The sequence below is a fragment of the Prosthecodimorpha staleyi genome (assembly GCF_018729455.1).
GTDB classification, from domain to species: Bacteria; Pseudomonadota; Alphaproteobacteria; order Rhizobiales; family Ancalomicrobiaceae; genus Prosthecodimorpha; species Prosthecodimorpha staleyi.
The window spans coordinates 162038-187381 of sequence record NZ_JAHHZF010000004.1; the positions used below are offsets into that span (position 1 = coordinate 162038).

General features: G+C 70.6%; 25 protein-coding genes. 18 read left to right on the forward strand and 7 right to left on the reverse strand.

Features of this window, described 5'->3' with window-relative positions:
• Positions 1-35: 35 nt before the first annotated feature.
• Positions 36-170, reverse strand: a complete 135-nt coding sequence (locus KL771_RS09130; RefSeq protein WP_261968232.1) for a hypothetical protein — start codon at positions 168-170, stop codon at positions 36-38.
• A 367-nt stretch (positions 171-537) separates the two neighbouring features.
• Between KL771_RS09130 and KL771_RS09135 the strand changes: the two genes are divergently transcribed.
• From KL771_RS09135 to KL771_RS09145, 3 genes are all read left to right on the forward strand, one after another.
• Entirely contained in the window at positions 538-2295 is a 1758-nt protein-coding gene (locus KL771_RS09135) for a thiamine pyrophosphate-binding protein (protein WP_261968233.1), read from the forward strand.
• Between the two features lie 234 nt (positions 2296-2529).
• Positions 2530-3807, forward strand: a complete 1278-nt coding sequence (gene frc, locus KL771_RS09140) for a formyl-CoA transferase (protein ID WP_054359797.1) — start codon at positions 2530-2532, stop codon at positions 3805-3807.
• 243 nt (positions 3808-4050) lie between these two features.
• Entirely contained in the window at positions 4051-4854 is an 804-nt protein-coding gene (locus KL771_RS09145) for a DUF2189 domain-containing protein (protein ID WP_261968234.1), read from the forward strand.
• Positions 4855-4882: 28 nt separating this feature from the next.
• Here KL771_RS09145 and KL771_RS09150 read toward each other — a convergent pair whose 3' ends face one another.
• The 6 genes from KL771_RS09150 to gspD all read right to left on the reverse strand — a co-directional run bounded on the left by KL771_RS09150 (position 4883) and on the right by gspD (position 10954).
• Complete coding sequence (locus KL771_RS09150) at positions 4883-5344, reverse strand: hypothetical protein (protein ID WP_261968235.1); 462 nt, start codon at positions 5342-5344, stop codon at positions 4883-4885.
• Positions 5341-5916 (reverse strand): type II secretion system protein GspM, encoded by a 576-nt coding sequence (gspM, locus tag KL771_RS09155; protein WP_261968236.1) that lies wholly within the window; start codon positions 5914-5916, stop codon positions 5341-5343. Before gspM ends, KL771_RS09150 begins: the two co-directional genes overlap by 4 nt.
• A complete protein-coding gene (locus tag KL771_RS09160) occupies positions 5913-6968 on the reverse strand; it encodes a PilN domain-containing protein (RefSeq protein WP_261968237.1) in 1056 nt (351 codons plus the stop codon). Before KL771_RS09160 ends, gspM begins: the two co-directional genes overlap by 4 nt.
• A 94-nt stretch (positions 6969-7062) precedes the next feature.
• Positions 7063-7980 carry a type II secretion system minor pseudopilin gene (locus KL771_RS09165; protein WP_261968238.1) on the reverse strand — a complete coding sequence of 306 codons (918 nt, stop codon included), beginning with the start codon at positions 7978-7980 and terminating at the stop codon, positions 7063-7065.
• Positions 7977-8597 (reverse strand): prepilin peptidase, encoded by a 621-nt coding sequence (locus KL771_RS09170; RefSeq protein ID WP_261968239.1) that lies wholly within the window; start codon positions 8595-8597, stop codon positions 7977-7979. Before KL771_RS09170 ends, KL771_RS09165 begins: the two co-directional genes overlap by 4 nt.
• A gap of 32 nt (positions 8598-8629) precedes the next feature.
• Positions 8630-10954: a type II secretion system secretin GspD gene (gspD, locus tag KL771_RS09175; RefSeq protein WP_261968240.1), complete on the reverse strand. Its 2325-nt coding sequence runs from the start codon at positions 10952-10954 to the stop codon at positions 8630-8632.
• Between the two features lie 362 nt (positions 10955-11316).
• Here gspD and KL771_RS09180 point away from each other — a divergent pair, with 362 nt between their 5' ends.
• From KL771_RS09180 to KL771_RS09250, 15 genes are all read left to right on the forward strand, one after another.
• The gene (locus KL771_RS09180; RefSeq protein ID WP_261968241.1) at positions 11317-12987 is read left to right on the forward strand and encodes a GspE/PulE family protein; all 1671 of its coding nucleotides are present in this window, start codon (positions 11317-11319) and stop codon (positions 12985-12987) included.
• A gap of 17 nt (positions 12988-13004) precedes the next feature.
• Positions 13005-14201, forward strand: a complete 1197-nt coding sequence (locus KL771_RS09185) for a type II secretion system F family protein (protein WP_261968242.1) — start codon at positions 13005-13007, stop codon at positions 14199-14201.
• Between the two features lie 3 nt (positions 14202-14204).
• Positions 14205-14720, forward strand: coding sequence for a type II secretion system major pseudopilin GspG (gene gspG, locus KL771_RS09190; protein ID WP_261968243.1), 516 nt, complete (start codon positions 14205-14207; stop codon positions 14718-14720).
• The gene (locus KL771_RS09195) at positions 14689-15186 is read left to right on the forward strand and encodes a GspH/FimT family pseudopilin (protein WP_261968244.1); all 498 of its coding nucleotides are present in this window, start codon (positions 14689-14691) and stop codon (positions 15184-15186) included. Before gspG ends, KL771_RS09195 begins: the two co-directional genes overlap by 32 nt.
• Complete coding sequence (locus KL771_RS09200) at positions 15176-15748, forward strand: type II secretion system protein (RefSeq protein ID WP_261968245.1); 573 nt, start codon at positions 15176-15178, stop codon at positions 15746-15748. Before KL771_RS09195 ends, KL771_RS09200 begins: the two co-directional genes overlap by 11 nt.
• On the forward strand, positions 15714-16562 hold the full coding sequence (locus tag KL771_RS09205) for a PulJ/GspJ family protein (protein WP_261968246.1): 849 nt from the start codon (positions 15714-15716) through the stop codon (positions 16560-16562). Before KL771_RS09200 ends, KL771_RS09205 begins: the two co-directional genes overlap by 35 nt.
• Before the next feature lie 103 nt (positions 16563-16665).
• Entirely contained in the window at positions 16666-17598 is a 933-nt protein-coding gene (locus KL771_RS09210; RefSeq protein WP_261968247.1) for a ribokinase, read from the forward strand.
• Between the two features lie 54 nt (positions 17599-17652).
• Positions 17653-18585: a 2-dehydro-3-deoxygalactonokinase gene (locus KL771_RS09215; protein WP_261968248.1), complete on the forward strand. Its 933-nt coding sequence runs from the start codon at positions 17653-17655 to the stop codon at positions 18583-18585.
• A complete protein-coding gene (locus KL771_RS09220; protein ID WP_261968249.1) occupies positions 18582-19214 on the forward strand; it encodes a 2-dehydro-3-deoxy-6-phosphogalactonate aldolase in 633 nt (210 codons plus the stop codon). The genes KL771_RS09215 and KL771_RS09220 overlap by 4 nt, the downstream gene beginning before the upstream one ends.
• Positions 19215-19252: 38 nt before the next feature.
• Positions 19253-20056 carry a FadR/GntR family transcriptional regulator gene (locus KL771_RS09225; protein WP_261968250.1) on the forward strand — a complete coding sequence of 268 codons (804 nt, stop codon included), beginning with the start codon at positions 19253-19255 and terminating at the stop codon, positions 20054-20056.
• Positions 20053-20814, forward strand: coding sequence for an SDR family NAD(P)-dependent oxidoreductase (locus tag KL771_RS09230; protein WP_261968251.1), 762 nt, complete (start codon positions 20053-20055; stop codon positions 20812-20814). Before KL771_RS09225 ends, KL771_RS09230 begins: the two co-directional genes overlap by 4 nt.
• Positions 20815-21247: 433 nt before the next feature.
• Positions 21248-22180 carry an OmpA family protein gene (locus KL771_RS09235; protein ID WP_261968252.1) on the forward strand — a complete coding sequence of 311 codons (933 nt, stop codon included), beginning with the start codon at positions 21248-21250 and terminating at the stop codon, positions 22178-22180.
• A 72-nt stretch (positions 22181-22252) separates the two neighbouring features.
• A complete protein-coding gene (locus KL771_RS09240) occupies positions 22253-23947 on the forward strand; it encodes a caspase family protein (protein ID WP_261968253.1) in 1695 nt (564 codons plus the stop codon).
• 245 nt (positions 23948-24192) lie between these two features.
• The gene (locus tag KL771_RS09245) at positions 24193-24690 is read left to right on the forward strand and encodes a hypothetical protein (RefSeq protein ID WP_261968254.1); all 498 of its coding nucleotides are present in this window, start codon (positions 24193-24195) and stop codon (positions 24688-24690) included.
• A 173-nt stretch (positions 24691-24863) separates the two neighbouring features.
• Entirely contained in the window at positions 24864-25193 is a 330-nt protein-coding gene (locus KL771_RS09250; RefSeq protein WP_261968255.1) for a hypothetical protein, read from the forward strand.
• Positions 25194-25344 lie beyond the last annotated feature (151 nt).

Here is a 25344-nt window from a genome sequence, read left to right on the forward strand (position 1 = left end):
CCCGGGGAGGACGGGCGGAACAGAGAACGGGCCGATCAGAGGCCGAACGGCACGGTCCGGCCGGTGCGCTGGTCGGCGGCGGCGATCGCCTTGAGGAAGGCATGGAAACCCGCGACCGCGCGGTCGGCGAGCGACGGATGACGATAGCCCAGGGTGGCAATGGTCGACATGGCGTTCGGCTCCTGTTGGACGGCGTCGGTTCAGGCGGCGTCGTCGTGAACATGCTGAATATTGGCATGCCAGATACCACCGAGCCAGCCGGGATGCCGCAAGCCTGACCATGCGTTTCTGCAATGCACAAACATTGCTGCAATGCATTTCGCACAGCCTTCGTTGACACTTGGCATCTGGCATGCCACAAAACGCCTCGGAAGCGGCAAAGTGACGCCCCTGCCGCCGATCCCCGAAGGGGACAGGTCGCCCCGCGAGCCGGTGCGACGGAAGCGGGGGAAGTCGCTCCTGACCAGACTTGAGCGCCGCCAGGGACCCGACCGACAAGAAGGCGGGCCGGCACGACATATCGGAGGAAGAACGCTCATGGCCACCATCGCTACGATGCCGACCGCGGTCGGCATGTCCACGGCCGACGACACCCTGAAGGCCAAGACCAAGGACGGCAGCGTCATCTCGGGCGGCCATCTGGTCGCCAAGGCGCTGAAGGCCGAGGGCGTCGACACGATCTTCACGCTGTGCGGCGGCCACATCATCGACATCTATGACGGCTGCCTCGACGAGGGCATCCGCATCGTCGACGTGCGCCACGAGCAGGTTGCCGCCCATGCGGCCGACGGCTATGCCCGCCAGACCGGCAAGCTCGGCTGCGTCGTCACCACCGCCGGCCCGGGCTGCACCAATGCGGTCACCGGCGTCGCCACCGCGTTCCGGTCCGAGAGCCCGGTGCTGCATATCGGCGGCCAGTCGGCCCTGTCGCAGTGGAAGATGCAGGGCCTGCAGGACCTGCCCCATGTCGACATGATGAAGCCGATCACCAAGTTCGCCTCGACGGTCATGTCGACCGAGCGCATCGCCGACATGGTCTCCATGGCCGCGCGCGAATGCTTCGCCGGCGCCTACGGACCGTCCTATCTGGAAATCCCGCGCGACGTGCTCGACCGGGAAATCCCCAACGAGCGCGCCGTCCTGCCGAAGCCCGGCCACTACCGCGCCTCGGTCCGCTCGATCGGCGACCCGGCCGACATCGAGCGGCTCGCCGACATCCTGGTCAATGCCGAGCGTCCGGCGATCCTGTTCGGTCAGCAGGTCTGGGCCGCCCGCGGCCAGGACGAGGCCATCGCGCTGATCCGCGGCCTCGACATCCCGGGCTACTTCAACGGCGCCTCGCGCGGCCTGCTGCCGCCCGGCGACCCCCACCATTTCGACCGCACCCGCACGCTGGCCTTCTCCAAGGCCGACGTGGTCGTCATCATCGGCACCCCGTTCGACTTCCGCATGGGCTACGGCAAGCGCATCAACGTGCCGACGCTCGTTCAGATCGACCAGGGCTACAACATGGTCGGCAAGAACCGCGATATCGATCTCGGCATCGCCGGCGATCCGGGCGCGGTCTGCAAGGCGGTGCTCGAGGCCTGCTCGGGCCGGATCAAGAACGACAAGCGCCAGGCGCGGCAGCAGTGGATGAAGATGCTCGCCGAGCAGGAAGAGGTCGCCTACCAGAAGGTGCTCCCGCTTCTGAAGTCGGACCAGAGCCCGATCCATCCCTACCGGGTCGCCTACGAACTGAACGAGTTCCTCGGCGAGGACACCATCTATATCGGCGACGGCGGCGACGTGGTCACCATCTCGGCCCAGGCGGTGCGTCCGCGCGGCCCCGGCCAGTGGATGGATCCGGGTGCGCTCGGCTCACTCGGCGTCGGCACCGGCTTCGCGCTGGCCGCCAAGCTGGCCAATCCGAACAAGGAAGTGCTCTGCTACTACGGCGACGGCGCCTTCTCGATGACCGCCTTCGACATGGAGAGCTGCGACCGGTTCAACGCGCCCTATCTGGCCGTGATCGGCAACAACTCGGCCATGAACCAGATCCGCTACGGCCAGATCGCCAAATATGGCGAGCAGCGCGGCAATGTCGGCAACAAGCTCGGCGACGTGGAATTCTCCAAGTTCGCCCACATGCTCGGCAACCATGGCGAGGAGGTCCGCGAGGCCTCCGAGATCCAGCCGGCCCTGCGCCGCGCCCGCGAGGCGATCGCCCGCACCGGCCGCTCGGCGGTGGTCAACATCTGGGTCGACCCGAACGAGTACGCGCCGGGCACCAAGAACCAGACCATGTACAAGTGACGCAACGGCCGGGTCGCCGCACGGCGCGACCCGGCCGACTGCCCGGTTCCGGCGCCGACGCGCCGACGGGCGGGCGACCCGTCCGCCCATACCGGCCCGCCTGAGACAATCGGGCGCCGGTCTTCGTCCCTGGCCGTTCCGACATGGGTGGTATACCTTATGTCAGATGAGGCGGCCGCAACGAGGCCGAAGAGCCTCGGCCCTACCGACAGCGACACGAACCGGGAGGTTCCCATGGTCAAAGCCCTGGAAGGCGTCAAGATTCTGGATTTCACCCATGTGCAGTCGGGTCCGACCTGCACGCAGCTGCTGGCCTGGTTCGGCGCCGACGTGATCAAGGTCGAGCGGCCCGGCTCCGGCGACATCACCCGCGGCCAGCTGATCGACGTGCCCGGTGCGGACAGCCTCTATTTCACGATGCTGAACCACAACAAGCGTTCGATCACGCTCGACACCAAGAACCCGCAGGGCAAGCGCGTCCTGGAGGAGATGGTCAAGACCTGCGACGTGATGGTCGAGAACTTCGCCCCCGGCGTGCTCGACCGCATGGGCTTCACCTGGGAACGCATCCAGGAACTCAATCCGCGCATGATCGTGGCCTCGATCAAGGGCTTCGGCCCGGGCCCCTACGAGGATTGCAAGGTCTACGAGAACGTCGCCCAGTGCACCGGCGGCTCGGCCTCGACGACCGGCTTCCGCGACGGCCTGCCGCTGGTCACCGGCGCCCAGATCGGTGACAGCGGCACCGGCCTGCATCTCGCCCTCGGCATCGTGACGGCGCTCTACCAGCGCACCCATACCGGCCGCGGCCAGAAGGTCACCTGCGCGATGCAGGACGGCGTTCTCAACCTGTGCCGCGTCAAGCTGCGCGACCAGCAGCGCCTCGACCACGGCCCGCTCGAGGAATACAGCCAGTTCGGCGAGGGCATCCCGTTCGGCGATGCGGTGCCGCGCGCCGGCAACGATTCGGGCGGCGGCCAGCCGGGCCGCATCCTGAAGTGCAAGGGCTGGGAGACCGACCCGAACGCCTACATCTACTTCATCACCCAGGCCCCGGTCTGGGAGGCGATCTGCGACGTGATCGGCGAACCCGGCTGGAAGACCGATCCGCTCTTCGCCAAGCCGAAGGCGCGCCTGCCGCGGCTCAACCAGATCTTCGAGCGCATCGAGCATTGGACCATGTCCAAGACCAAGTTCGAGGCCATGGAGATCCTGAACCAGTACGACATCCCCTGCGGCCCGATCCTGTCGATGAAGGAATTGGCCGAGGACGAGTCGCTGCGCGCCACCGGCACCATCGTCGAGGTCGATCACCCCGTGCGCGGCAAGTATCTGTCGGTCGGCAACCCGATCAAGCTGTCGGACAGCCCGACCGAGGTCGTGCGTTCGCCGCTGCTCGGCGAGCACACCGAGGAGGTCCTGACGCAGGTGCTGAAGTTCGACCCCAAGGCGATCGACGAGATCAAGGCCTCGGGCGCGCTCGGCGACACCGGCCGTCTCGCCGCCGAGTGAGACCCGAGATCTGACGGGACCCGGTACCGCAACCCCTCCCAGGCCGGTGCCGGGTGCCCCGACCATCCCTCCCAGCGGAGGCAAACTCGACCGGGGCGAAAGCCCCGGTTCTTTTTTGCGTGCGGTCCCGTCGCCGTCGGGCCGGTCTTGCGTAGTCTTGCCGTCCCGATCGACCCGGACTTGCCGGGTGCCGCGCGAAGGCCGACAGTGGCGCCGGAGGCAGCGTCACGGGAGGGGCCCGCCATGTCCGATGTACCCGGCGAAAGCGAGGCCGGACCGATCCGGCGCGACCCGATCGTGCGCAGGATCGCATTGTCCGACATTTTCGAAGCCCTCGCGCTCGGCCTGCGCGACTTCCAGGCGGCGCCGCTCTACGGGCTGTTCTTCGGGGCGATCTATGCCTTCGGCGGGATCGGCATCGTCACCGCGGCCTTCGCCTTCGGCATCGGCTGGCTGCCCTATCCGATCGCGGCCGGCTTCGCCCTGATCGGCCCCTTCGTGGCCGTCGGGCTCTACGAGGTCAGCCGGCGCCGCGAGGCGGGAACGGCCCTTTCGTTCGGGTCCGTGCTCGGCGTCGTCTACGACCAGCACCGGCGCGAGCTCGGCTGGATGGCCTTCGTCACGCTGTTCGTGTTCCTGGTCTGGATGTACCAGGTGCGCATGCTGCTGGCCTTGTTCCTGGGCTTCAAGTCCTTCGCATCGTTGCACGAATTCCTCGACGTGGTGCTGACCACGCCGGAGGGGCTGATGTTCCTCGCGGTCGGCCATGCCGTCGGCGCGGTGCTCTCCGTGGTGCTCTTCTCGCTCACCGTGGTGGCCTTTCCGCTCCTGCTCGACCGGGATCTCGACTTCATCACCGCGATGATCACGAGCGTCCGCACCGTCACCACCAATCCGGTGCCCATGCTGACCTGGGCGGCCGTGGTGGTCGCGCTGCTGGCCCTTTCGATCCTGCCGGGCTTTCTCGGTCTGCTGCTGACCCTGCCGGTGCTCGGGCATACGACCTGGCACCTCTACCGGCGCCTCGTCGCCCCGCCGATCGACTGACTGGGGACCGGCGCGGTCCCGCGCCGCGCTATGGCGCCTCGCCCGGAGGCTTCAGGGCCAGTTCCAGCTGCTCGCCATTCTGCTCGAGCGTGATCGAGCGCGCCTGGATCTCGGCGACCGTCCAGCCCTGGATCTCCTCGCCCTGGCGCACGGTCAGCGGCTTGCCGTCATCGCCGCGAAACACGGCTATGCGGGTCTCGCCGCCGACAATCACGCCGGTCAGCACGGCGGTCGGCGGCACCACCGGCTCCGGCGCGGGCGGGCCCGGATCGGCCGGCAGCACGGCGACCGGCGGCGGCGCGACGACCGCGGGAGGCGGCGGCGGCGGTGGCCGCCGGCTCGGCACGAACAGCGGCCGGTCGCGCGTCGCCGACAGGCCATCGAGGGTCAGCGTCTCGATCGAGATCGCCCAGCCGGGTGCGGCCGGGATCATCGCGGCCAGCAGGACCACGACCGACAGCGCCGGCAGCGGGTGGCGGCCCCGGCTCATGACGGTTTCCGCCAGTAGGCGCTGACCGTCAGCGTGGTGCGCAGAACGCGGCCGGCCTCCGCCGGATCGCCGACCTGTTCGCTGCGCGCCGGCGCCAGGGCCAGTTCGTCGACGAAGCCGAACGGCGCACCGGTCTCGATCTCGAACAGGGCCGCCTGGACGGCCTCCATCCGGCCTTCGAACACAAGTTGCAGCTCGATGCGCCGGTCCGCCGTGTCGCCCTCCGACTTCATCAGCAACTGCGACGAGAAGACCTGTCCGCCCGCGGTCTCGACCAGCCCGCGGATGCGCCGCTGCATGTTGGCCGCCGCGATGGTCTCGCTTTCGCCCGCCAGGTAGGGATCGCGCCGGTCGATGTCGCCCGGCCGGGCCTGACCGAGCCGTTGCGGCGTATGCCGCTTGAGACTGTCGAGCAGTTCGGCCTTGGCGGAGATCTCGGCCTGCTGCACCTCATAGACTTGCCAGGCCCAGAGCAGCGAACCCGCCGCCACCGCCGCCAGGGCGACGAACAGGCCGCCGGCCAGCAGCCGCTGGCGCGATTTGCCCGCACCGGTCCCGGATGCCGCCATCATCGCACCGCCTCCGCCGATCGGACCGGCTCGATGCGCATTTCGATATAGAAGCGGTCGCCGCTGCCGGAGGGCAACCGGGTCGACGGCGCATAGAAGGCGACCGACCGGAAGCTCGGCGAGGCCTCCAGGGCGGGGATCAGGGCCGAGACATCCTCGGCGACGCCCGACATCCGGATCAGGCCCTTCTCGATCCGCAGATCGGTCAGATGCGCCTGATCCGGCAGGGCCGCGGCAAGCTGGTCGACCAGCAGCACCATCGGCGGCGTCGCCGAACGCTGGGCGCGCAGGCCTTCGGCCGGATCGCTCTTGGGCCGGGTCCGCTCCATCGCCGTGCGCAGGAAATCGCGCCGCTCGGCAATCGCCCGATCGAGATCGGCGGCGCTCTGCTCGGTCAATTCCTGTGTCCAGGAGGCAGCGACCACGCCGGCGACGGCCGCGATCACCAGAACGGCCAGCGCGGTCCCGGCGATGCGGCGCGGCACGACCCGGCCGCCATCCGCATCCGCCGCCACCGTGATGGCGAAACGGCCGGCGTCCCCGGCGGCGCTCAGATCGAGCCGGCGCGGGTTCAGCCGGCGCAGTCCTTCGACGAGACCGGCGACCAGCGGGCGCGGCACCACGCCGAGCCGCACGGACAGGCGGCTCGGATCCTCGGCGAGCGGCTCGGTCTCCACACCGTAGTAGGTGTCCCCAACCCGCCAGGGTGTCACGCGCTCGACGTGATGGCGCACGAAGGCATCGAGATAGGGCGCGCTCTGTGCGGCAACCGGCTCCAGCGCCCGGCGGAACAGCCACGCCTCGGGTATGTCGACCGCGACGGCGGCTCCCTCCAGCCGGGCCGGCAGATCGACCGGCTCGAAGGCCAGGCCGTCGGCACCGACCGTGATGCGGCCGTGGCGGGTGCCGTCCTCGACCGTCCAGGCGCCGGCCGTTCCGGCTTCGGGTCGGATCGCCACGGCGCGGCCGGCCGAACGACCGCGGCCGGCAGCGACCATGAGGTCGGCCAGGCCGTCGACCCACCAGCGGGCGAAACGGTCGATCGATTTCAGCATGCCTGTTCCCGACCGGGCGACGACTGCCGCTCCCCGCGGAGCATCGCCCGAATGTCTTGACGAAGCCTTCCAGATCCGGACGTTGATCGCATCCTCACGACCCCGGATAGGATTGCCAGGAAACCACCTGCACGTCTATTCCGCCTCCTTCCGACCCGACCACCGCCTCGAAGCGCCGCTCGAAGCGCCCGCGCACAAGGACCCGGATCGTCGCGCGCACGGCCCGGCCCGGATCGAGATCGATGAAGGCGCGGCTCGAAGACGGAAAGGCGGCGACGATGTCCTCGCGCCGCTCGAAGCCGGCGCCGCGGCGGCCGATGAAGGTATCGGCGCGGCGCTCCTCGCCGCCCGACAGCGCCTTGACGACCAGGCGGCCGGCGATCGTCGGATCGACGCCGGCCTTGCCGGAGGCGACCGTCACGGCGCCGGCGATCGCCTGGCGCATACCGGCAGGCAGGCCGAGCACCTGATCCAGTTCGGCGAGATGCACGAAGTTGCGGTTGCCCGGCGGCGGCAGCCCGGCGCGGGCATAGTCCTCCGCCTCGGCTCCGGACGGCCGCTTGGCATCGTCCGGATCGCGCCAGTCGACGATGCGGTCGGCATAGAGGCGCGCCTCGGTCGGGCTGGCGCCGGCGACCTGGAACAGGGCGGCAAGCAGTTCCGGCGTGGCGGCGTTGAGGTCGATCCGGGCGGTCTCGCCGATATAGGCGACCTCGACGACCGCATCCGCGAACGGGACCGCGAAGGCGCCGGCCCGACGGACGCCGGGCTCTCCGGACGCCAGGCGGGCCGCGATCAGGTCGACCGCCGCCCGGCCGAGCTCCTCGGCCCGGACCTCGTCGAGATAGACCGTCGCGGCCCGAACGCCGGCCGACGACGAACGCATCGCGGTGACGGCGAGACTGGAGGCGGCGGCCCCGAAGATCAGCACCATCAACAGCACGGCCCCGCGGCTTGCCCTTGCGGCCCGGAGCGCCGCGGCCAACCGTCCCGTCTGAAGCAACCCCTTCACGGCCAGCCCCCCCAGCCGTCCGGAACCGCCAGGGACCAGACATGGACGGCGAAACCGGCCGGTGCCATAAAGGCGCCGAACGGGACCAGGGTCATCCCGCCCGCGGCCTCCGGATCGCCTCTTCCGCCGAGGGCACGGGCGGCCAGCACCACGCCGAGCGCCGCCATGGCGGCCAGTTGCAGTGCCAGAGCCTGGGCGAACGGATCGAGCCACAGGCCGAGCGCCGCGGCGAGCTTCACATCGCCGAAGCCGATGCCTTCCTGGCCGCGCAGCCAGCGATAGGCGATTCTCACCGCAAGCACCGCCGCCCCGGCCCCGGCGCCCTGGGCCAGGGCCCATGCCGCGCCGGTCCCGCCCCCGATCCACCAGGCCTGGGCGAGCCCGGTCGCCGCAATGCCGAGGCTCGCCGGATCCGGGATCAGATAGCGGTCGAGATCGGACCGCACCACGACGACGACCAGCAGCCAGAACAGGCCCGCGAACAACGCCTCCATGGGGGGCAGCAGCACCGCCAGGGTGAGCACCCCCAGCGCCGCCGCCAAGGCGTCGGTGGCCCGCAGGCGCAGCGGCGGTTCTGCCTCGCCGACCTCCAGGGCGGTCCCATCGGGCAACGCCATCCTGCCGCCTCCCGTAGGTTCGGCCGCCGCGCTCAGCGCAGCGGCTGGCGCATGGCCGAGAACCGGTCGCGGAACTCCTCGGCGACCGATTGCGCGTCGGCCTGATCGCGGATGATCTGCGGCTTGATGAAGATGATCAGTTCGGTCCGCTCGGCCGTCTTGGTGTTGGAGGCCAGGATCTCGTTCAGGAACTTGACCGAGACCAGGCCCGGCAGGCCCTCGCGGTTGCTCTCGCGCCGCTCGGTGATCAGGCCGGCGAGCAGCACGGTCTGGCCGCTCGACACCGCGATCTGGCTGCGCACCCGGCGCTGCGCGATGGTCGGCGTGAGGGACTGGCTATCCTTATTGACGACGTTGGAGATTTCCTGCTCGACATCGAGCGTCACGACGCCGTTGGCGTTCACGCGCGGCATCACGCGCAGGATGATGCCGGTGTCGCGGAACTCGACATTGTTAACGATCGGCGCCGTGGTGCTGTCGACCGAGGTCGCCGTGCGGGTCGTGATCGGCACCTGATCGCCGACCTGCAGAACGGCCGGCTGGTTGTCGAGCACGACCAGGGAGGGCGAGGACAGGATCTTGACGTTGGTCAGCGTCTGCAGCGCATCCAGCACCATGCGCGGCTCGGATTTCGGACCGAGCAGCAGGTTGAAGCCGGGCAGCGTACGCGCGAGCTTGGCCGTATCCGCCACGCCGACGGAGCCGCGATTGCCGCCGGCGCCGAGATCGGAACTCTTCAGGTAGAACTGGACGCCGTAGTTGAGCTGGTCTGTCAGCTTGACCTCGGCGATGGTCGCCTCGATGGCGACCTGCACGGGCGGGCGATCGAGTTCGCGGATGGTGCGTTCGACCAGCTTGTAGTCCGCCGCGGAGGCATAGATCAGCAGGGTGTTGTTGGGGATGTCCGCCGTGACGCGGACGGTCGAGCCGGGACCGCCGGACCCGTGGCTGCCGCCGCCACCGCCGGAGCCCGCCGCTCCGTTGCCGGCGCCGAGTTCGCTGCCGCCGCCGGCCGTGCCCATGCCGGTCGCCGCCCCGCCGGACGCACCGTTGCCGGATGAATTCGGGAAGGCCGCGAAGGCCGAACCGACCCGGCTGCCGCCGACCGCATTGCCGCCCGACGACCCGCCGCTGCTGCCGCCGCTGCCCGACGACTGGGTCAGCGTGCCGCCGCGGCCGCCGCCGACCGGCTCGAGACTGTCCTTGTCGGCGCCGGAGCCGCCCTGCCCGGACCCGCGGCCCGAGAAGGCGTCGTTGAGCAGAGCCGCAAGATTCTTGGCCTGGCCGTATTTCAGCCGATAGACCTTCACGCCGGCCGCCGCCTGATCGATCCGATCGAGCCGCTTGACCCAGCGCTGCACGATATCGATCGCGTCGCGCCGCTTCGAGACGACCAGGATGGCATTCAAACGGCTCATCGGCTGCAGCTGCACCTGCCCCTGGCCGACGCCGCCCTCCCCGGCATCCAGGATGCGGTTCAACTCGCCGATCACGGTTTCGGGCGACGAATTGGCCAGCGGGAAGATGCCGACCGACTGGTCGCGCATCCAGTCGGTGTCGACCAGGGTGGCGGCATCGAGAGCGGCGCGCCGCTCGGCCGCCGTCCCCTGGATCAGCACCAGATTGGTCCCGGCGTCGACCTTGAGCGCGCCCGGCTTGGAGGCGAAGCTCTCCAGCACCCGCGCCAGCGTCTGTGCGGAGACGAATTTCGCCGGAATGACCGAGGTACCGTAGCCCTCGCCCGCGGCCGCATAGTCGAAGCGGCCCGATCCGATCGCCTCGGACGAGGGCGTGATCCGGTACACGCCGCCTTCGCGTGTCACCGCGATATTGACCGCCTTGAGCGTGGTCTCCATGACGCTGACCAGACGGCCGCGCGGCACGGCGCGCGCCGAGTTCAGACTGACCGTGCCGGTGGCGCGGCTGTCGACGGTGTAGTTCTCGCCCAGAATGTCGCCAAGGATCGACTTGGCCAGCGCCGCGACCTCGACATTCTCGAAATTGAGCAGAAAGCCGTCGCCCTCCTGCGTGATCGACCCTTCCGGCACGCCGCCCGCACCGTCCACGCTGCCGGTCCGTTCCGGCCGTCCCTCGCCGCCGTAGATCCGGCCGCGGGTATCCTGGTTTCCCGAACGGGTGCCGTATTTGCCGCCGATGTCGTTCTTGCGGGCGGTCAGATCCGTGCTGCCGAAGCCCGTGAAGGCGTCCTGAAGACTCCCCGAATCGTTCGCACAGGCCCCGAGCAGGGCCGTCAGCGCCAGGCCCGCGGCGGCCAGAAGCCCGCCGAAAGACCGCGATCGCGCGAAACCGCGCCCAGAATGGGGCCTTGTTTCACGCAGGGACCGGACCTCTTCCATCAATCGAGCCGCCAGACTGAGCGCGGGATCACCCGCCGACCTGATATTCACTAGCACGATGCCGTGCCCGCGGAGAACTCCGCCGCTTCCCCGATCCGAATCACCAGGCGGACTCGCGAGACCCGACGGCCTGGCAGATCGGCCCGAAATCGGCGCGCCCGGCCGGATACGGCACGAAAACGGCCGGACTCCGACCAGGACGGGGCTCCGGCGTCAGCGCCCCGACAGGAACGTTCGCCGAACATGGTACCGTGGAAACGCCTGTGGACATTGCTTCCTTGTTAACCTCTTCGTATCAGCCTATCGACCGATCGCGCACCGCTGCCGGGTCGCTCGGGTCGCACCGTTCGGACGCGGGACCAATGACCTCTCTGGTTTCCCAACTCGTCGAGAAGGGCCTGATCCGCAACGATCAGCTGATCGGCCTTGCCGGTCCTTCGACAGAAATCACCAGTCTGCCTTACAGGAGGCTGATGGAGGCCGCCGGCATCGCGCCGGGCCGCTTCGCCGACCTGGTTGCCGAGTTGCACGGCCTGCCGCGGTCGGACCTCGACACCATGCTGGCCGGCGAGCCGCTGCTCGGTCCCTTCTCGCGCGTCTTCCTGACCGAATCGGGGATCTATCCCTACCGCCTGCGCTCCGGTGCGCAGCGTCTCGCAGTCGTCGACCCGACCCAGCGCGATGTGGTCGATGCGGTGGCGATGACGCTCGGCGGCGCGGTCACGATCGAGATCGCCGGCCTCGACGAGATCGAGATCGCGCTGGAGCGGGCGGGCGAGGCGCAGGAGGCGACGGTCGCCGGCGAGGACGAACCCGGTCCCGTGACCGGCGCCGAGAATGTCGACGAACTGCGCGATCTCGCCAGCGGCGCGCCCGTGGTCCGGGCCGTGGAGGAGATTTTCGATCGCGCCGTCTCGCTGCGGGCGACCGATATCCATATCGAGCCGACCCGGCGCGACTATCAGGTTCGCGTGCGCGTCGATGGCGTCATGCGGGCGATCGTCGCACCGCGGGTGCCGCACCGCGCCATCGTCTCGCGCATCAAGATCCTGGCCAGTCTCAACATCGCCGAACACCGCCTGCCCCAGGACGGGCGCACCCGCGCCAAGATCCGCGGCCGCGACTACGACATCCGCGTTGCCGTGATGCCGACCACCACCGGCGAGGCCGTCATCCTGCGCCTGCTCGACCGGTCCGGAAAGCTGGTCGACTTCTCCCAGCTCGGGCTCCGGACCCGCGACGAGACGGCGCTGCGCCGGCAGATCGAAATGCCCTACGGGCTCGTCGTGGTGACCGGCCCGACCGGCAGCGGCAAGACGACCACGCTCGCCGCCTCGCTCTCGATCCTCAACGACCAGACCCGCAAGATCCTGACCGTGGAGGATCCGGTCGAATACGAGATCCCCGGCGTCAGCCAGTCGCAGGTGCGCACCGCCGTGGGCCTGACCTTCGCCTCCGCGCTGCGCGCCTTCCTGCGTCAGGACCCCGACGTGATCATGGTCGGCGAAGTGCGCGACACCGAGACGGCCAAGATCGCCATCCAGGCCTCGCTGACCGGCCACATGGTGATGACCACGCTGCACACCAACACCGCCGCAGCCGCCATCACCCGGCTCATCGACATGGGCGTGGAGCCGTTCCTGATCGCCTCCTCGCTGCGCGCGGTGGTCGGCCAGCGCCTCGTCCGCCTGCTCTGCCCGGACTGCCGGAGGCCCAGGCGCCTGGAGGCGCACGATTTCGACATCAACCCGCGCTTCACCGCGATCGGCCTGGAGCCCGGCACGATGGTGCACGAGCCGGTCGGCTGCGAGCGCTGCGGCGGCACCGGCTATCGCGGCCGGCGCGCCATCTTCGAGGTGCTCGAGGTCAACGAGCCGATCCGCCGCCTGATTCTCGGCGGCGCCGACGACCAGGCGATCGAGACGACGGCCCGGGCGGCCGGTATGACCACGATGATCGAGGACGGGCGCGCGCGCTGCCTCGACGGGACCACATCGGTGGACGAAGTGTTCCGCGTCGCGGCCCTGCGCTGAGCCCGGAGGAGATGCCCGTGGCCCGCTTCGCCTATACCGCCATGTCGATGGACGGCCGCTCGCTTTCCGGCGAGACCGAGGCCGCCGACGAGAACGGCGTCGCGTCCGAACTCGGCCGGCGCGGGCTGATCCTGGTCGAGGCGAAGCGGCTCGGTGCGGCGACCGGCGCCGGCCTGTTCGCCCGGCGGGCCGATCCGCGCGCGGTGACGGCCTTTCTGGGCGAGCTTTCGCTGATGCTGAAGAGCGGGCTGACCATCGACGAAGCCCTGCTGCTGGCTTCGGAGGATCTGAAGGGCGGCTTGCGCGACATCGTCCGCACCCTGCGGGCCGATGTCCTCGCCGGCCAGAGCTTCGTCCAGGCGCTGCAGCGCCATCCCGGCACCTTCCCGCCCGAGATCGTCGCCATGGCGCGCGTCGCCGAGGCGACCGGCCATCTCGACCGGGTGCTCGCCGTCGTGGTCGCCCAGCGCCAGCGCGGCCACATCCTGGCCGACAAGGTGACCGGCGCGCTGCGCTATCCGGCCTTCCTGCTGGTGGCGGCGGCCGGCGTGCTGGTCTTCTTCCTGACCCATGTGGTGCCGCAATTCGCCGGGCTGATCGGCGACAGCGGCCAGACCCCGGGCTCGATGGTCGCCACGGTGCTCGCACTCTCGGCCTGGATGGCGGAGAATTCCGATCTTCTCGGCGGGGCCGCGATCGCCGTCCTTTCGGGCGGGCTGCTCGCCGCCCGCGTCAAGGCGATCCGCGACGGCTTCGTGCGCTCCGCGACGCGGCTGCCGCTGATTTCCGGCATCTGGCGGCTGCGCCGGACGGCGCTGTTCACCACCAATCTCGGCACGCTCCTGTCGCAGGGCGTGCCGCTGGTGGAGGCGCTGAAGGTTCTGGAAAGCGTGGTCGGGGTCGACGGCGAAGCCCTGGTGGCGGCGGTCGGCGACGACGTGCGCCGCGGCGGCCGGCTCTCCGAGGCGCTCGGCCGGGTCGATCTTCTGCCCGATGTCGCCGCCCGCATGCTGCGCATCGGCGAGGAGACCGGCGAACTGGCGACAGTGGCGTCGGAGGCCGGGGCGCTCTACGAGAAGAAGCTGACGGAGCGACTCGACCGCGTCGGCGCCCTGGTCGGACCGATCGCCATCATCGTCATCGCGGTGGTGATCGGCGGCCTGATGGTGACGATCATGTCGGCGTTGATGAGCGTGAACCAACTGGTGAGTTGACCCATGGCGACCCGCACATTCCTCTCCCGGCCCTCCGGTCCGGTCGCCCGTCCCGGCGACGGACGTCCGCCGGCATTACGGCGCCCCGACACGCGGCGGCTCGACCGTCTCCGCGCGGGCTTCACGCTGGTCGAGATGCTGGTCGTGCTGGTGATCATCGGGCTCCTGGTCGGCCTCGTCGGACCGCGCGTCTTCAACCAGTTGTCCGACGCCAAGACCAAGACCGCGCGCATCCAGATCGAGAGTTTCACCAACGCCCTCGATCTGTTCTTCCTGGACATGAGCCGCTATCCGACCACCGCGGAGGGCCTCAACGCGCTGATGGTCCGGCCGAACAATGCCGCGACCTGGAACGGCCCCTACCTGCGCGGCAACGGCGTGCCGCGCGATCCCTGGAACAATGCCTATCTGTATCGCTCGCCGGGCCAGGGGCGCCCCTACGAGATCGTGTCGCTCGGCTCCGACGGCCGCGAGGGAGGCACCGACAGTGCCGCGGATCTCAACAACTGGCAGCGCTGACGCCGAGCCGCGCAACGGCCGCACGGCCGACCGCCGCGCCGGCTTCGTGCTGATGGAGATCATCCCCGCCATGGTGATCCTCGGGCTGGGCATGGTCCTGGCGCTGGCCACCCTGGCGCGCGGCACCGGGCCGAGCGGACTGATGGCCGTCGCCGTCGAATCGGCGGCGCTCTTGCGCAATGCCCGTACCGACGCGATCGCCTCCGGCCGGGAGACCAGCGCCGTGTTCGACACCCGCCGGCGCGATTTCATCGCCGGACCGCAGACCCTGCGGCTGCCGCGCGACATCGACCTCGCCGTGCTGGCCGGCGACAGCTGCGCCACGGACGGCAGCCGCATCGCCATCCTGTTCCGCCCCGACGGCACCAGCTGCGGCGGCGTGATCCGCTTCACCAAGGGTGCGCGCAGCTTCCGCGTCCGGGTCAACTGGGCGACCGGCAACGTGGCGATCGTCGATGGCGCCTGAGGCCCGCGCCCTCGATCCGGTGTCGCGCAAGCCGCAGGCGGGCTTCACGCTGATCGAGGTGCTGGCCGCCATCGTGGTCGCCGGGATGATGGTCGCCGTGCTGTCGCGCGCCTTCTCGACCGCCTGGTCGGCGGCGCGCGCGCCGGCCGAGATCGCCGGGGCGACGATCCTTGCGCAGAGCCTGATCGCCGGGGTGCGTGCCGTGCCGGGCGCCGTCCCGGTCCGCGGCACGGCACGCCAGGGCAGCTTCGACTATGCGATCGGCACCGAGATCGTCGACTTCGAGCCGCGCCCCTCGCCCGCCCCGTCGATCCCGCTCGATGCCGGCCCGACGACCCGCACGGCACCCGCCCCCGGCGCCGGCAATGGCGGCGGCGGCGAGACTCTCGGCACGGGCGCCGCGGCAGGGACCCGGCCGGGCGAGCCCGGCAGCCGCGGGCAGCAGACCGGGCGTGCCGATTCCGGACCGCCGATCCCGCTGCGCGTCACCGTCGTCGTCAAAGCCCCCTCGGGCCGGAGCATCCGCCTTGAGACCGTCAAGCTCGTCCCCGGCGCGCGCTAGACAGCGTCCGCCCGCCACGCACGGCCGCGCCGGCTTCTCGCTGGTCGAGGTGCTGGCGGCCGTTGTCCTCACCGTCGGCCTCATCGTGGCGGCCATGCCCTTCCTGACCGGCGTCCTCGGACGCTGGATGACCGGGCAGCGGTCCCTGGAGGATGCCGATCTCTGGATGCGCGCGAGCCTGCGCCTATCCGAGGATACCGCCCGCGCCATCCCACTGGTCACCGGCGACCCGAAATCGCCGACCGTCGCCTATCGCGGCGACGACCGGCAGATCCGGTTCGTCCGCCCGTCGCTGTCGTCCAACGCCGCGAGCCGCTTCGAGACGGTCACCATCACCCTGGAGCGGACCGACGACGGCGAGGCCGTCATCCGCCGCACGTCGCCCTGGACGCCGGCCGGCTTCGACGCGCCCGGCGGCGGCGGCACCGCGACCACGATCCTCTCCGGCCCCTACCGCTTCCGCTTCGTCCAGGTCTCCGGCTCCGGCGACCGTTCGGCCGACTGGTCGAACCCGCAGGAGATGCCGCGCCTGGTCGAACTGGTCGTCGAGCCGACCGGCCGTCGGCCGGTTCCGGCCGCCCCGCTCGCGCTACCGATCCTGGCCAACCGGCCCGGCGGCGGACCTGCGGGCGCCGCCGCCGCGGCGACCACCAACCAGGGCAATGCAGCCAACGGGACCTCCGGCGCCGGAACGCCCGGACAGGGATCCGGCGGCGGGGGCGGCCCCGGTCCCCGCCCGCCCTATGTGCAACCGCCGCCGCCCGGGACCGGCATGCCGCCGCCGTCGGGCGGCCCGATGCCGCCGCCGCTCTGATATCCCCGGCTTGAGACGGCCGGGACCCGCCGGTATCCGATTTGCCTCAACGACCCGAATCTCGTCCGATGCGCCATCCCGACCGCGCAGGAGCCCGACCCGCATGCCCAGGATCATCGTGTTGGGGTCCATCAACATGGACCTCGTCGTCACCGCCGAGCGCTTCCCCGGCCCCGGCGAGACCATCGCGGGCGAGGCCTTCCGCACCTTCTCGGGCGGCAAGGGCGCCAACCAGGCGATCGCGGCGGCGCGCATGGGCGCGAAGGTCGCCTTCGTCGGGGCCGTCGGGGCCGATGCCTTCGGGGCGGACCTGGTCGCCGGCATGGCCGTCGAGGGCATCGACACCACGTCCGTGGCGACGGTTGCCGGCGTCTCGACCGGCACGGCGCTGATCACGGTGGCGCAGGGCGAGAACTGCATCGTGGTCGTGGCCGGCGCCAATGCGGCCGTCGACGGCACCGCTGCAGCGGGACTGGTCGGGTCCGGCGACCGGCTCGTCGCCCAGCTCGAAGTCCCGAAAGCCGCGATCGCCGAGGCCTTTGCGGCCGCCCGGGCCGCCGGCGCCGAGACCCTGCTCAATGCCGCGCCGGCCGCGCCCGCGGTGCGCGATCTCCTGCCGCTGACCGACATCCTGATCGTCAACGAGACCGAACTCGACCTGATCGCCGGCTGGATCGGCGCGGACGGCGGCGACGCCCGGACCTGCGCCCGGTCGTTGCTTGCCGCCGGCCCGTCGACCGTGGTGGTCACCCTCGGCGCGGCGGGGTTGGTCGCGGTCACGGCAGAGGCGACCATCGAACTTGGCGGCCACCGGGTCGTCCCGGTCGATACCACCGGCGCCGGCGATTGCTTCGTCGGCACGCTGGCGGCCGGGCTGTCGGCGGGCGCCGACCTCGCCGAAGCGCTCGAGACCGCCAACGCCGCCGCCGCCCTGTCGGTGCAGAAGCCCGGCGCCGCGCCGTCCATGCCCCGGGCGGAAGACGTGCGGGCCTTCCTGGCCGGCCGGGCGACTGCGGGAGCCGTCGAGACGACGTGACGGCGGCGTTTCGGCAGGCTATCCTCGGACAAAAAGCAGGGAGCCGCCCGGATCATGACCCGTTCCGCATCCTCCGGTCCCGCCTTCGTGGCGGTCGACTGGGGTACCTCGTCCTTCCGCGCCGCCCTGATCGGCAGCGACGGCAGCGTCCTGTCGGAAGTTGCCGGGCCGGACGGCATCCTGAAGGTCGAGGGCGGCGATTTCGCCGGCACGCTGCGCCGCCAGGCGGGCGCCTGGCTGTCCGCGACGCCCGGCCTGCCGGTGCTGCTGTCGGGCATGATCGGCAGCCGCAACGGCTGGGTCGAAGTCCCCTACGCGCCGACGCCGGCCGATCCGATCTCGCTCGCCGCCGGCATCCTGCGCCAGACGCTCGACGGCCACCCGCTCCTGTTCGTACCCGGGCTGATCCATGTCGACGCCCATGACGTGCCCGACGTGATGCGCGGCGAGGAGGTGCAGGTGCTCGGCACCTGCCGCAGCCTGCCCGACGCCGAGGTAGTGCTGCCCGGCACCCACTCGAAATGGGTCACCGTCCGCGCCGGCCGCATCACCGGCTTCCGCACCTTCATGACCGGCGAACTCTATGCTGCGCTGAAGGGCCACACGATCCTCGGCCGGCTGGCGGAGGGCGACGCCCACCATGCCGACGGCTTCGCAGCCGGGGTGCTGCGCGGCTATGCGACGCCGGCGCTCAGCCACGCGCTGTTCACCGCCCGCACCCTGCCGCTGACCGGCCGGCTGGCACCCGAGGCGGTCGCCTCCTACCTGTCGGGCCTGCTGATCGGGGCCGAATTCTCCGGGGCGCTCGCCCATGCCGAGCCGGCGCTGCCGCATGTCGCGGTCGGCGACGCCCGCCTGGTCGATCTCTACCGCACGGCCGCCACCCTGATCGGCCTCGACCTGCACGCCGGACCGACCCATGCGGCCGTCGACGGCCTCGTCGCGCTGGCCCGCGTCCTCGACCTTCTGCCCGGAGCCGCCGCATGACCTTCGACGAGGCCTTCGCGGCGCTGCCGCTGGTCGCCATCCTGCGCGGCATCCGGCCCGACGAGGCCGAGCCGATCGTCGGCGGCCTGATCGAGGCCGGCTTCCGGTTGATCGAGGTGCCGCTGAACTCGCCCGATCCGCTGGTCACGATCGGCGCGCTTGAGGCCCGCTTCGGCGGGCGCGCCCTGTTCGGCGCCGGCACGGTGCTGACCGTCGCCGAGGTCGCGGCGGTCGCGGCAACGGGCGCGCGGCTGATCGTCTCGCCCAACACCGACACGGGCGTCATCCGCGCCGCCAAGGCCGCCGGCCTCGTCTCGCTGCCCGGCGCCGCGACGCCGAGCGAGGCCTTCGCGGCGCTCGCCGCCGGTGCCGATGCGGTCAAGATGTTCCCGGCCGAGGCCCTGCCGCCGGCCGTGGTCAAGGCCTGGCGGGCGGTGCTTCCCCGCAGCGCCCGGCTGATTCCGGTCGGCGGCATCGATGTCGCCAGCATGGCGCCCTACCGGGCCGCCGGCGCCGACGGCTTCGGGCTCGGCTCCGCACTCTATCGGCCGGGCCAGGACGCCGAGGCGACCGCCCGGCGCGCCGTGGACTTTGTGTCGGCTTGTCGGGATGGCGAAATTCGGAATTGATGGAACGCGGCCAGCAGGGCCGAGCGGGGGCGAAGGACATGAACGCGCGACGTCGGACCGTCGATCCAACGGGTCTGGATCTGGCTCCCGTCGGTCCCAACGATCGCCGTCGCCTGCATGGGTCGATCGCCCATGACCTTGCGGTGGCCATCGTCGGCGGACAGTACAAGCCCGGCGACGTGCTGCCGAACGAGGATGTGTTCAGCCAGAAACTGGCCGTCTCGCGCACCGCCTATCGCGAGGCCGTGCGCATTCTGGCCGCCAAGGGCATGGTCGAGAGCCGGCCCAAGACCGGCACCCGCATCACCGAGCGCGCGCGCTGGAACCTGATCGACCCGGACGTGCTGGCCTGGCATTTCGAGGCCGGGCCGAGCGTGACCTTTCTGGACTCGCTGTTCGAACTGCGCCGCATCGTCGAACCGCAAGCCGCGGCGCTGGCGGCCGAGCGGCGCACGGAGGCCGATCTGCAGGCCATGCTGGTCGCGCTGGAGCGGATGAGCGCCGACAATCTATCCACCGCGACCAGCCTGGCCGCCGACCTCGAATTCCACCATGCACTGCTGGCCGCCGCCCGCAACGAGCCCCTGACGGTGCTGTCGAGCGGCATCGGCGCCACCATCCGCTGGACCACCATGGTCAAGCAGCGCGTCGGTGCGATGCCCAGCGACCCGCTCGGCGATCATCGCGAAGTCTACGAAGCCGTTGCGGCGCGCAATGGACTGCGCGCCCGTGCCGCCATGCTGTCGCTGGTCGAACAGGCGCAGGCGGCGACCCACCAGGCGATCCGAAAGGGGCCGGCCCGAACCGACCCCGCAAAGAATGTGGAGGAAACGCGACGATGAGCGGTGCGATCTATCCCGATCTCGAAGGCAAGACGGTGCTGGTGACGGGCGGAGGCTCGGGGATCGGTGCCGAAATCGTGCGCCAGTTCGCGCGCCAGAAGTGCCGCGTGGCCTTCGTCGACATCGCCGAAGGGCCGTCCGAGAAACTGGCCGCAGACCTGACCGCGGGCGGGGCGACGGTGCTCTACCGGCCGCTCGACCTGCGCGACATCCGCGCCTTGAAGACCGCCATCCAGGCGATCCGCAACGCCCTCGGGCCGATCGACGTGCTGGTCAACAACGCCGCCCACGACGAACGGCACCCGACGCCGACCGTAACGGAAGAGTTCTGGGACGAGCGCATCGCCGTCAACCTGAAGCACCAGTTCTTCGCCGCCCAGGCGGTCCTGCCGGACATGCAGGCGGCCCAGGGCGGGGCGATCATCAATTTCGGCTCGGTCAGTTGGATGATCGGTCAGGGCGGCATGGCCGCCTATACGGCCTGCAAGTCGGCCGTGATCGGCCTGACCCGGTCGCTCGCCCGCGACTACGGACAATACAACATCCGCGTCAACGCGATCGCGCCGGGCTGGATCATGACCGAGCGCCAGATCGAGAAGTGGCTGACGCCGGAGGGCGAGGCCGAACTGATGCAGCGCCAGTGCCTGAAGCGGCGCATGGTGCCGGCCGACATCGCCAAGTTCACCGTCTTCCTCGCCTCCGACGAGGCCTCCGGCTGCACCAACCAGCATTATGTGGTCGACGGCGGCTGGGTCTGACCCGCCGCCGAGTCGGACCGCCCGGGTCGGACCGCCCAGGCCGCCGGCAGGGCCGGAAGTCCTCTGCGCCGCCCGACCGCCACGGCCGGCGGCCGGCATCCGATGCCCCCGGAAACGCGATCCGCGAGCGGCGCGCGCCGGCGGGCACCGTGCCGGAGGCCCGGGGGCAGCCGCATGCGAACAGGCCATCCGCGCGATCACGGGCTTTTTGGGCCCGGCTCGCCGATCCGTCACCGTGGCGTGAACCGACGCGCGCCATGATGGCGGCAGAACGGTTCCAATCCATTTGCGGGCCGCGGGGACGCTCGGCCGCTGGACCAGCCCCGCCGGCTCTGCCTTAATCGCCTCGACAACAGGGCCGGGCGACAGGGTCGTCGATCGCCTGGCGCCGAATGGATCCGAGACGAGACCGATTTCCGCGAGGGGGGACCCCATGTTCAAGCGAAGCGCCGTCCTCTGCCTGACCCTGGCCGCGCTGACCCTGCCGCAGGTCACCCCGGCGCAGGCCGCCGACTGCCGCGACCTGCTCGGCCAACTCGGCGGCGTCCTCAGGTCGCCGACGCCCGAGACCGCCGAGAGCCTGCTGACGCCGATCTACGACGCCTGCCCGAAGGACACTTCCGACAAGTCGCGCGCCGCCTTCGCCGGCGCCGTGCTGCGCAAGGTCGACGCGATGGGGCCGAAGCCGGCCAATCCGGCGGAGGAACGCCGCCTGCTGCAGCTCGCCGCCGAGAAGGGCGGGGTGTGGGACGCCTATTGGCGGCTCGCCGACGATCAGCTCGAGGCGCGCGAGTTCAAGGCCGCCGCGGCCTCCTACCAGAAGGCGATCGACCTGCTCGATCCGATCGCGCGCGGCAACGATCAGCTGATGGAGCGCGGCCGGCTGCTGGTCAAGCGCGCCAACGAGGCGCGCCTGCTGGCCGCCAACCAGGGCGCCGGCACGCTCGTCGTGGCGACCACCAACCATCGCGGCCAGCCGGGCGGCGCCTATTCGGATGCCTTCAATACGCGCGGCATCCAGGCGGTCAAGATCCCGCCAATCACCTTCAAGTTCGACAGCGCCGAATTCACCCAGGTCGGCCAGGACGCCATCCAGGAGCTGATCGGCGTCATCAAGAACGCCCAACCGAGCACGATCAAGGTGGTCGGCCATACCGACCAGAAGGGCACCGACGCCTACAACATGGACCTCTCCAAGCGGCGCGCCGAGGCGGTCGCCCGCTACGTCCAGTCACGCATCGGCGATGCCCAGTATGCGGTGGTCCCGATGGGCAAGCGCAAGCCGCTCGATCTGTCCGACGGCAGCAGCTACCGCCAGGACGAGATCGACCAGCTCAACCGCCGCGTCGAGTTGATCTGGGAATGACCGGCGCGCCGGAGGCGAACAGCGCCCCGGCCGTGCCATCCGAACCATAGCCCCAGCGCCGCGAGGCCTCCCGTGTCCAAGACCCTTCTGACCCTCCTCGGATCCTCGGTGCTCGCCGGCCTCGTCGGGCTCGCCGAACCCGCCGCTGCCGCAACCCGGGCGGTCGTGGTCGGCATCGACGGCTATACCAACATCCGCCGCCTGAACGGCGCGGAGAACGACGCCCGGGACATCGCCGCGGTGCTGCGCAAGCACGGCGTATCCGACCTGCGCGTGATCCTCTCCAACGAGGCGACCCGGGATCAGGTGCTCGGCGCCCTCGACGCCATGGTCGACCGTGCGCAGAAGGACGACTTGGTCATCTTCTCGATCGCCGGCCACGGCAATTCCGAGGTCTGGGGGGCCGAGCGGCCGAAGGACGCCAAGCAGGGCGACAAGTACGAGGTTTTCCTGCTGCGCGATTTCTTCCAGCCCAATTTCGAGGGCCGCATCCCGGCGAACAAGCGCAAAGAGGCCGGCGAGCGCATCCTCGGACGCGAGTTCCAGGCGCGCCTCCTGAAGCTGGAGCAGAAGGGCGCCCGCGCCGTGTTCGTGGCCGATACCTGCCATGGCGGCGGCCTGACCCGTCAGGTCGTGGCCGGTGCCCCGGAGCCGACCTACCGCGCCTCGCCGCCCTATCCGAGCCATGCCGCCGGCGAGGACCCGCTGTCCTTCCTCTATCCGGGCCTGCCGCCGGAATTCGACCATCTGAAGATGCTGCCGTCGTTGACCTTCCTGGCCGCCGTCGACCGCAACACCAAGGCTCCGGAAGTGCGCCTCCCGGCCGGGGCCTCGACCTATCGCGGCGCCCTGTCCTATGCCTTCGCGCGCATCCTGGAGGGCGCGGCGGACACCAACCGCGACGGGGACGTGACGCGGGAAGAGATCTTCCAATACATCAAGCCTTTCGTCCGCCAGGCGACCGAATCCAAGCAGACGCCCGAATTGCAGCCGAGCGATCAGGCTCCGGAGGTGCGCGGCAAGACGGTGATCCGGCTGGCCGCCGATCTCGGCGGCGCCGAGGCGGTCCGGCCGCAGACCGCCAACCGCGCCGTCCGCATCTTCGTCGAGGGCGGCGCGCCGATCGCCCCGTCGCGCGGCCGGACCGGCGATCTCGACATCACGCCGGCACGCGACAAGTCCGAGTCCGACCTGGTCTTCGTGCCCGGCCCCGGCGGCCGCAACGGCCGGGTCGTCACCGCCACCGGCGACGCCCTCTCCTACGATGCGCCGGCGACCGATCTGCCGGCCATCGCCGAGCGCGAGATCGCCCGTCGCGAACTCTTGGAGATCGGCCGCGGCCGGTCGATCGAGATGCGCCTGCTCGACAAGAAGGCCGGCGCGGCCGGCGCCTCCTCGGACCGGACCTACAAGTCCGGCGAGACGGTCGAGGTCGAGGCCACGCTGCCGCCCGGCGGCAGCAAGCACTACCTGCTCTTCAACATCAGCTTCGACGGCACCGTCCAGTTCCTCTATCCGATCATCGGCAAGGACCGGATCCAGCTGCCGCCGGGTCCGAACACGCTCGCCAACATGGACGTGCAGCGCCCCTACGGCGCCGACATGATGGTGCTGATCACCTCCGACAAGCCGCTGACCGGGCTGATCGGAACGATCAAGGCGCTCGACGGCGAACGGCTCGCGCTCGACGCGGTCGCGGCGATCCGCAAGAGCCTGACCGAGGACATGACCATCTCGACCCAGAGCCTGTTCACGGTCCAGCAATAGCCGGCTGGGTGGCGGCCGATCACGCCGCCACCACCCACCGACCGGGGCGCCTCCCAGCCGATTGGAGGCGGCCGCGGTGTCCGTCCCCTGGCGGAAGGACCGGGGAAGGCCGATCATGAGTTTCGAAGAGGGCTTGCCGGCCCGGCGGACGGTCCGTCCGAAGCGGCTGCAGGTCCCGGATACCAACGCTTGCTCTCATGTTCCGGGACGCCCTGCGGCCCCGGCCAACAGACGGAACCACGGCCATGGCCCATCGTCCCAGCGATCCCGAAACGCCCCGCGCCGCCACGCGGCCCCGCTCGGCGCCCGGCGGCGCCACTCTGCTGACCGGCCTGATGCTCGTCTCCAGCGGCATGGCGCCGGCCACCATGGCCCTGACGATCGGGCTGGCCACGACGCCGGCCTCGGCCCAGCTCGCGATCGCACCAGAGCAGCCCGCCTTCACGCCCTACGACCAGTCAATCATCGCGCGCAACAGCCTCCTGCGCGACGCGGTCGCGACCGATCCGTGGCTGGTCCGCCGCACCCTGGACGGGCTCTACAAGGGCATGCCGGAGAGCCGCACGGCCCTGCCCGCACCGCCCCCGAGCGCCCGCGACATGAGCCTGGCGCCGCCGCGCCTCGACCCGTCCAGCAATCCGGACCTGGTGCCGCTCGACCGCGCCTCGCCGGAAGCCGCCAACGACCTGTTCCAACTGCTCAAGAAGGTCGGCGCCGGCAGCCCGACGACGCCGGCGAAGTAATCCGTCGGCCGGAAGTCATCTGATCCTGGAACACGGCCGTCCCGCCCGGGGCGGCCGTTTTCACGTCGGCCGCGCAAGCCCGCCCTCGGCTTTCGCTCCGTGCGGCGGAGGCTGGAGCCCTCCCATCCGATTGGCAGGCGGAGGCCTATCGGCAGCCAGGAGCACGGCGCAAGGTGGTTTCACCCGAGGCGGCCGAGACCTTCGACCGCCAGAACCCGATCCAGGAGCCCGCCATGACGTTCCGTGCCCTCGCCGCCCTCGCCCTGCTCGCCACCGTCGCCGGCGCCTCCGCGGCGCGCGCCGAATCCTCCGGCACGCCGAACGACCTGACCGCCCCGGCGGCCCAGTCCGGCGAGGACCGCCTGCTGATCGTCAACGGCAATACCGGCCGGGTGATCTACGACGACGGCCGCGACGACCTCTTCTGCGTCACCCGCAAGGTCATCGCCGGCTACGACTATTACGGCCGCCCGATCCTGCGCCGCACCATGAAGTGCCGCTGAACCGGCTACGCCGGCCGAAGGCCGCCACGCAGGCCGCCCCTACCGGCTGCCATCTCCGGACGGACCACTTCATCTTTGACCACCAGGGCCGCGATCTCCCACCCGGGAGACGCGGCCTTCCTGCATGGTTATCCAACGAAGCGGATTTCCC

Coding starts and splice junctions, on each gene's coding strand:
- KL771_RS09200 (WP_261968245.1), top strand. CDS start 15,176: ATGGCGCCTGAGGCCCGCGCCCTCGATCCGGTGTCGCGCAAGCCGCAG.
- KL771_RS09130 (WP_261968232.1), bottom strand. CDS start 170: ATGTCGACCATTGCCACCCTGGGCTATCGTCATCCGTCGCTCGCCGAC.
- KL771_RS09230 (WP_261968251.1), top strand. CDS start 20,053: ATGAGCGGTGCGATCTATCCCGATCTCGAAGGCAAGACGGTGCTGGTG.
- gspG (WP_261968243.1), top strand. CDS start 14,205: ATGGCGACCCGCACATTCCTCTCCCGGCCCTCCGGTCCGGTCGCCCGT.
- KL771_RS09135 (WP_261968233.1), top strand. CDS start 538: ATGGCCACCATCGCTACGATGCCGACCGCGGTCGGCATGTCCACGGCC.
- KL771_RS09215 (WP_261968248.1), top strand. CDS start 17,653: ATGACCCGTTCCGCATCCTCCGGTCCCGCCTTCGTGGCGGTCGACTGG.
- KL771_RS09170 (WP_261968239.1), bottom strand. CDS start 8,597: ATGGCGTTGCCCGATGGGACCGCCCTGGAGGTCGGCGAGGCAGAACCG.
- KL771_RS09145 (WP_261968234.1), top strand. CDS start 4,051: ATGTCCGATGTACCCGGCGAAAGCGAGGCCGGACCGATCCGGCGCGAC.
- KL771_RS09225 (WP_261968250.1), top strand. CDS start 19,253: ATGAACGCGCGACGTCGGACCGTCGATCCAACGGGTCTGGATCTGGCT.
- gspD (WP_261968240.1), bottom strand. CDS start 10,954: ATGGAAGAGGTCCGGTCCCTGCGTGAAACAAGGCCCCATTCTGGGCGC.
- KL771_RS09245 (WP_261968254.1), top strand. CDS start 24,193: ATGGCCCATCGTCCCAGCGATCCCGAAACGCCCCGCGCCGCCACGCGG.
- gspM (WP_261968236.1), bottom strand. CDS start 5,916: ATGATGGCGGCATCCGGGACCGGTGCGGGCAAATCGCGCCAGCGGCTG.
- KL771_RS09180 (WP_261968241.1), top strand. CDS start 11,317: ATGACCTCTCTGGTTTCCCAACTCGTCGAGAAGGGCCTGATCCGCAAC.
- KL771_RS09210 (WP_261968247.1), top strand. CDS start 16,666: ATGCCCAGGATCATCGTGTTGGGGTCCATCAACATGGACCTCGTCGTC.
- KL771_RS09235 (WP_261968252.1), top strand. CDS start 21,248: ATGTTCAAGCGAAGCGCCGTCCTCTGCCTGACCCTGGCCGCGCTGACC.
- KL771_RS09160 (WP_261968237.1), bottom strand. CDS start 6,968: ATGCTGAAATCGATCGACCGTTTCGCCCGCTGGTGGGTCGACGGCCTG.
- frc (WP_054359797.1), top strand. CDS start 2,530: ATGGTCAAAGCCCTGGAAGGCGTCAAGATTCTGGATTTCACCCATGTG.
- KL771_RS09220 (WP_261968249.1), top strand. CDS start 18,582: ATGACCTTCGACGAGGCCTTCGCGGCGCTGCCGCTGGTCGCCATCCTG.
- KL771_RS09150 (WP_261968235.1), bottom strand. CDS start 5,344: ATGAGCCGGGGCCGCCACCCGCTGCCGGCGCTGTCGGTCGTGGTCCTG.